This window comes from Moorena sp. SIO4A5 (genome assembly GCF_010672005.1).
Lineage (GTDB): Bacteria > Cyanobacteriota > Cyanobacteriia > Cyanobacteriales > Coleofasciculaceae > Moorena.
Map to the genome: position 1 here is coordinate 1 of NZ_JAAHHZ010000336.1, position 5031 is coordinate 5031.

The window sequence follows — 5031 nt, forward strand, 5'->3', positions numbered from 1 at the left end:
TAAGCAATTAGCTTATTGAGGGGTGTCCACGACTAATCAGTTACTTGCAAACATATCCTTGAATTATCCTCCATCATTATACTTTTAATCCTAAGTTTACAAACTTAGTCTGGTGAGTTACTCCATTCAATTCCTATTACTGCAAAATCCTGTTCAGAATAGTTATATTTTTTTATACTTAAGGCTTATCCTAACACGATGAATTCGACATCATGAAAAATAACTTAATTTACTCCCAGCTTAATGATACTCATCTATCGCCAAATCATAAGGCTACATCATTCTTGAAATTAGTGGTCTTTAGAATAGACAGCATCAATTTCGCGTTTCCGATTGAGTGTGTCAACAAAGTAATTAATTACACAACTGTTTATAGCAGTGGACTTAATGATATAGGCATTGCCCATATCGATGACCACGAAATTCCTATTATCGACTTGCATCGCCGGTTATTTAAATCTAGCAAAATCAGCACTTCTAACCCAGCACGTTTCCTGCTGATTGCTCAAAATACAATGGGTGAAGGATTTGGTATCCCTGTACTCAAAACACCGAATTTGATAGAGGTTTCCGTGAGTGATATTCGTACCCTACCAGAGTCTTTTCGTCAAGCTGATACCCTAGGAATTGCTAGTCATGTGGCAGTGATTCCCCAAGAAAATTTATCTTTGACAGTCTTTTTGCTAGATGTTAATCAATTCCTGCCTTGGGTTTCTCAAAGCGCGAAAAGGGGTTAAGCATTGAGCAATCAGCAATCAGCTATCTTTTCCCCTAGCTTTATGGCATGGGAATAGTCCTAGTCGAGGAGATTTCTGTTATACTTAAAATTAGGTAATAGCTATCTGCCAGAATAAGGGCTAGGGAGGGAGTACCGCACTCTATCCGTGCTTGGTGATCGTGGTATGGGAGAGCCTTTTTCTGGGAATTGTGCTAAGAAGTTGGTAGCATCAAAAACGCGCTTTGACCATAACCAAGTCAAAAAGCTTCGTTGGCAAAAAAACAACCAAGCAGAATCATCGGTCTTAGAAACTAGGACTGCTGGTGAGGGCAGGAATATAAGACCTGGGTTTGGGCAACTAAATTTAGGCAGTTGCTTGTGAATTCCGAATAGATTGCTGTAGCGTAAGCTCAGCCTATGGTAGTTCACAGGTTTAGCTTCCACCCACGCTTTTATCTACGATGCTTAGCAATATAAGGGTGAAGTAGAAGCAGTCGGAACAAGTATCCGACAAAACGCATCTAGAGATAAGATGTAGCATAGTAAGTGTTATCTCTGGCAGTAGGACTTATGGCGAGTCCCTCTGATGTGAAACAAAACGTTTCTATTGGGTCTAGCTCGCCGGTTCACCGATCAACCTGCCAAAATCCCCTAGCTTTAGCGATGGGGAGTCGTCAATTTCCAGCAGTACGACCTAAGAGTCTAGTCAACTGGTGCTGCTAAAGTTTAATATATGGTGTTTCCCAAAAAACTGATTAAGGGCGGCTCTAAAGTATCTAAAGTTATAGATTTACCTAAATATGGTGTACGCTCCATTCTGGCTAAAGGGGTGCAGATGGACTTCCAGTCAGGACAAAACCGTGTTCCAGTTCTCAAAGGAATAGACTGGGAAGTCAAACGTGGTGATATCCAACTTTTAATGGGACCGTCTGGCTCTGGCAAGACTACCCTTTTGTCAATATTGGCGGGATTACTGACCCCGACACTCGGAAAAGTCTATTTACTGGGTCAAGAAATTACTGGTATGTCTAGAACTAAGCTGGCAGAGTTTCGACGGGAACACATTGGCTTTATTTTCCAACACTTCAACCTATTTCCAGCTCTGACAGCAACAGAGAATGTGGAAGTTGTGCTAAACATTAAGGGAATTCAGGGGGTCAATGCTCGACAGCAGGCAAAAACGTTATTAGAGCAGGTTGGTTTAGAGGGGAAAGGACATCTTAGACCGAGTGACTTGTCAGGGGGACAGAAGCAACGGGTAGCGATCGCGCGGGCTTTAGCTAAAGAGCCACCCCTAATTATGGCAGATGAGCCAACAGCAGCCTTGGATTCTCATAGTGGTCATACAGTGATTGAGTTGCTGCGTCGTCTGGCTAAGGAAAAAGGTTGCACAGTGCTGATGGTAACTCACGATCCTCGTATTATCGATGTAGCTGACCAAGTGTCTTATATGGAAGATGGAATGTTGAAGGTTGATGGTTGATGGTTGAACGCCCACCCGTGGCCGTTCGCGCAGCGTGGCCTACGGCCTTAAGGCCAGGGTTGAACGCGCACGCGTGGCCAAAGGCCAGGGTTTATAGGTGACAGTTGATAGGTGAAAGTTGACGGGTGAGGGGTGAGTGTTAATGGTTCACCTTCAGCATCTTAGTTTTATTTGTACCTACCTAATTATGATGTGAATGGGCAATTTGCCAACACAACAAGTTACTGTTCACTCTAGGCATCATAATCATGTTCATGGTAGATTTCTGGCTAGGTATAGGGGTTTTGGGACTGGGTTCTATTCTTTGGGTAGAACTGGTGCGAGACTTCTATCACCTCCTGTCCCATCACTGGACACCCCTGTATCGCTTGCATGTGTGGCATCATCGGGTCTTCCGTCAGGATTTAACTGCTGTCAGTGATACCATTTATCGACAGGCGCACTGGCGTAATGATGTACCAGAAGCCTTGGTCATGCTAATATTAGGCTTGGTGCTATGGTGGTTGGCTTATACCTGGACACCAAATATGCATTGGGCAGCTTTGGCTGGTTCTGTGTACAGTATGGTATTTCTATTTGGTGCGATCGCTCGTGGCTATGGCATCAAGGGAGCCGATAAGTTGACTGATATGACCCACCTTCCGGGTCCATTCCTATATCCTCCTTCCCCTTGGATGGTAAATCGCAGCTACCATTGGCGACATCACTTTGATAACCAAAAGGCTTACTATGGCGGCACATTGACTTTAGTAGACAAACTGATGGGGACAGCACTATCGCTCCAAGGAAAAACTATTGCAGTGACGGGAGCATCGGGAACTCTGGGACAGTCACTGTTGTACCATCTCCAGCAACGGGGAGCAAAAGTGATTGCTCTGACCTCTAAAGAACAAACTGTTAGTTTAAGTGTCAATGGTGAAAGCTTGCCAGTAAAAACCTTGACTTGGCAAGTGAGTAAAGAGTCTGAACTAGCCCCACATTTGGAAAATGTGGATATTCTAATTCTCAATCACGGCATTAATGTTCATCAAGAACGGACAGCCGATGCGATCGCAAAATCCTACGAGGTCAACACATTATCAAGTTGGCGGTTGCTAGAGATGTTTTTATCCACGGTTCGGACGAACCAAGATATTGCTCGCAAGGAAGTTTGGGTTAATACTTCGGAAGCGGAAGTTAATCCAGCCTTTAGTCCTTTGTATGAACTGAGCAAACGTACCCTAGGAGACCTAGTTACCCTGCGTCGTCTAGATGCTCCTTGTGTAATACGTAAAGTAATCCTCGGACCATTTAAAAGTAATCTCAATCCAGTTGGGGTCATGTCAGGGGATTGGGTAGCCCAGCAAATCCTTAATCTAGCCACTCGTGATGTGCGTAACATCATTGTGACGATTAATCCTATAACCTATTTAGCGTTTCCAGTCAAGGAATTTTTTGTCAGCCTATACTATAGGCTGTTTAGTCGTTAGTCCTTAGCAACTTGCCTTAATTATTAGTTAGTAATTAGTAGCACTAATTACTAAGGGTGGCGTAGCCAAAGGTGACGTTGAATTTACGGCACCAAATGACTACAGAGCTAAAGTCTTCTGGATTAACATCAGCAGGGATACGGTACCGTTGAGTACCACTGACCTGCTGAAGACGACCAAGATTTTCATAATTTTCCTTACTGTAGGATTTGGGGACAGTTTGGCGGTGCAACAGCACCATTAAATCAGGTCCGTTATCGGTTTTAAAGGTTTCGTCAAACTTTAGGTAACGTTCTCCATTGTCTGTGACTAAACTTACCATGCCTTGAGTAGAATGGGCTGCTGTTACAAAATTTCCTGATCTACTTGTTGCCTGTGCCAGTGTTGCAGTTGGTTTAGCAGCTGGAGCACTGGACACATCAATCTTGGTTGTCGTAGAGGTAGAGGTAGAGGGTTTTGCCTGAACAGTACTCTGATTCCCAGGTACTCCTGCTACACAACCTACGCTTAAAAAGGCAGTAGCACCAAAGATGGCTAAATAGTGAAGTTTCATCAGATTATCTATCTCGTGGAAACATTACTCTATTTCCTATTATGTCTAGTCTTCGGTGGCATTAGCCTGAGTTTTGGTTAAAAAATTTAGTGGATACTTCTCAACTCTAGCTCAGAAAATATTTTATTCATTAAAATATCCCGCAATCGGCAAGTTAAGTGAATTTTAATATTTGCCTCAGGTTAGATTAATCTCTTATCAATATCATCTAGATTATTCCCATACTATCTTAGTAGTTTGATTGAGTTTAAACTAACAAGTTAGGATACAGCAATGGGTGTAATGGTGTTGCCCAATTCAAGGGGCAAATAATTGCTATAACCTTTATAATACCAAGCTTTAGAATACTAGCACGCTTTTTAATTTGCTATTACTTATTCCCTGCCCACAGCGCTATACCTGTTTTTAGACATGACAGTTCCCAAAGTGAGCTACTCAAACTCTAGGTGTTCTTCTAACAAACCAGTTTTTAGGTTACGAGCCGCAACGGTCGTGATGCTGATTCTAGTTAGTAGTTTTAGTGCGATCGCTCTAGCTTGGTTGACTGGTCAGGGGCAGATTATACAGCTATTTGCTCAGCTGCATGTCTGGCAAAGAAACCCACCGATGTGGCTGGAAGCACCAATAGTGACTCAGCACCACTACTTATTACTGCCAACAATTATCTTAATGGTAGTTGTCCTGGGGGTCACGAAACTCTCTCCCCGTCCTCGCACTTGGTCTAGAAATTTAGTGGTGGGGATTTTGCTAGCACTATTGGGACGATATCTGCTCTGGCGAATCTTCTCTACCCTCAATTTAGTGGATC

At 43.2% G+C, this 5031-nt stretch carries 5 protein-coding genes and 1 pseudogene; 5 read left to right on the plus strand and 1 reads right to left on the minus strand.

Annotated elements, in window-relative coordinates; all coding sequences use genetic code 11:
* Positions 1-212 precede the first annotated feature (212 nt).
* The 4 genes from F6K57_RS36415 (at position 213) to F6K57_RS36430 (ending at position 3670) form a co-directional block, all read left to right on the plus strand.
* Positions 213-737 (plus strand): chemotaxis protein CheW, encoded by a 525-nt coding sequence (locus tag F6K57_RS36415; RefSeq protein ID WP_293055261.1) that lies wholly within the window; start codon positions 213-215, stop codon positions 735-737.
* A gap of 147 nt (positions 738-884) precedes the next feature.
* Positions 885-1100 (plus strand): hypothetical protein, encoded by a 216-nt coding sequence (locus F6K57_RS36420; protein WP_293073029.1) that lies wholly within the window; start codon positions 885-887, stop codon positions 1098-1100.
* Positions 1101-1451: 351 nt separating this feature from the next.
* Entirely contained in the window at positions 1452-2201 is a 750-nt protein-coding gene (locus tag F6K57_RS36425) for an ABC transporter ATP-binding protein (protein ID WP_364305586.1), read from the plus strand.
* A 254-nt stretch (positions 2202-2455) separates the two neighbouring features.
* Positions 2456-3670 carry a bifunctional sterol desaturase/short chain dehydrogenase gene (locus F6K57_RS36430; protein WP_293073036.1) on the plus strand — a complete coding sequence of 405 codons (1215 nt, stop codon included), beginning with the start codon at positions 2456-2458 and terminating at the stop codon, positions 3668-3670.
* Between the two features lie 43 nt (positions 3671-3713).
* Here the strand turns inward: F6K57_RS36430 and F6K57_RS36435 are convergent, their stop codons facing one another.
* Positions 3714-4223: a DM13 domain-containing protein gene (locus F6K57_RS36435; RefSeq protein ID WP_293073033.1), complete on the minus strand. Its 510-nt coding sequence runs from the start codon at positions 4221-4223 to the stop codon at positions 3714-3716.
* Positions 4224-4718: 495 nt separating this feature from the next.
* Here F6K57_RS36435 and F6K57_RS36440 point away from each other — a divergent pair.
* A pseudogene (locus F6K57_RS36440) lies at positions 4719-5031 on the plus strand (cellulose synthase catalytic subunit); the annotation flags it as partial.

Bases quoted from the DNA above. Each gene is read 5' to 3' on its own strand.
- F6K57_RS36415 (WP_293055261.1), top strand. From the start codon at position 213: ATGAAAAATAACTTAATTTACTCCCAGCTTAATGATACTCATCTATCG.
- F6K57_RS36430 (WP_293073036.1), top strand. From the start codon at position 2,456: ATGGTAGATTTCTGGCTAGGTATAGGGGTTTTGGGACTGGGTTCTATT.
- F6K57_RS36435 (WP_293073033.1), bottom strand. From the start codon at position 4,223: ATGAAACTTCACTATTTAGCCATCTTTGGTGCTACTGCCTTTTTAAGC.
- F6K57_RS36425 (WP_364305586.1), top strand. From the start codon at position 1,452: ATGGTGTTTCCCAAAAAACTGATTAAGGGCGGCTCTAAAGTATCTAAA.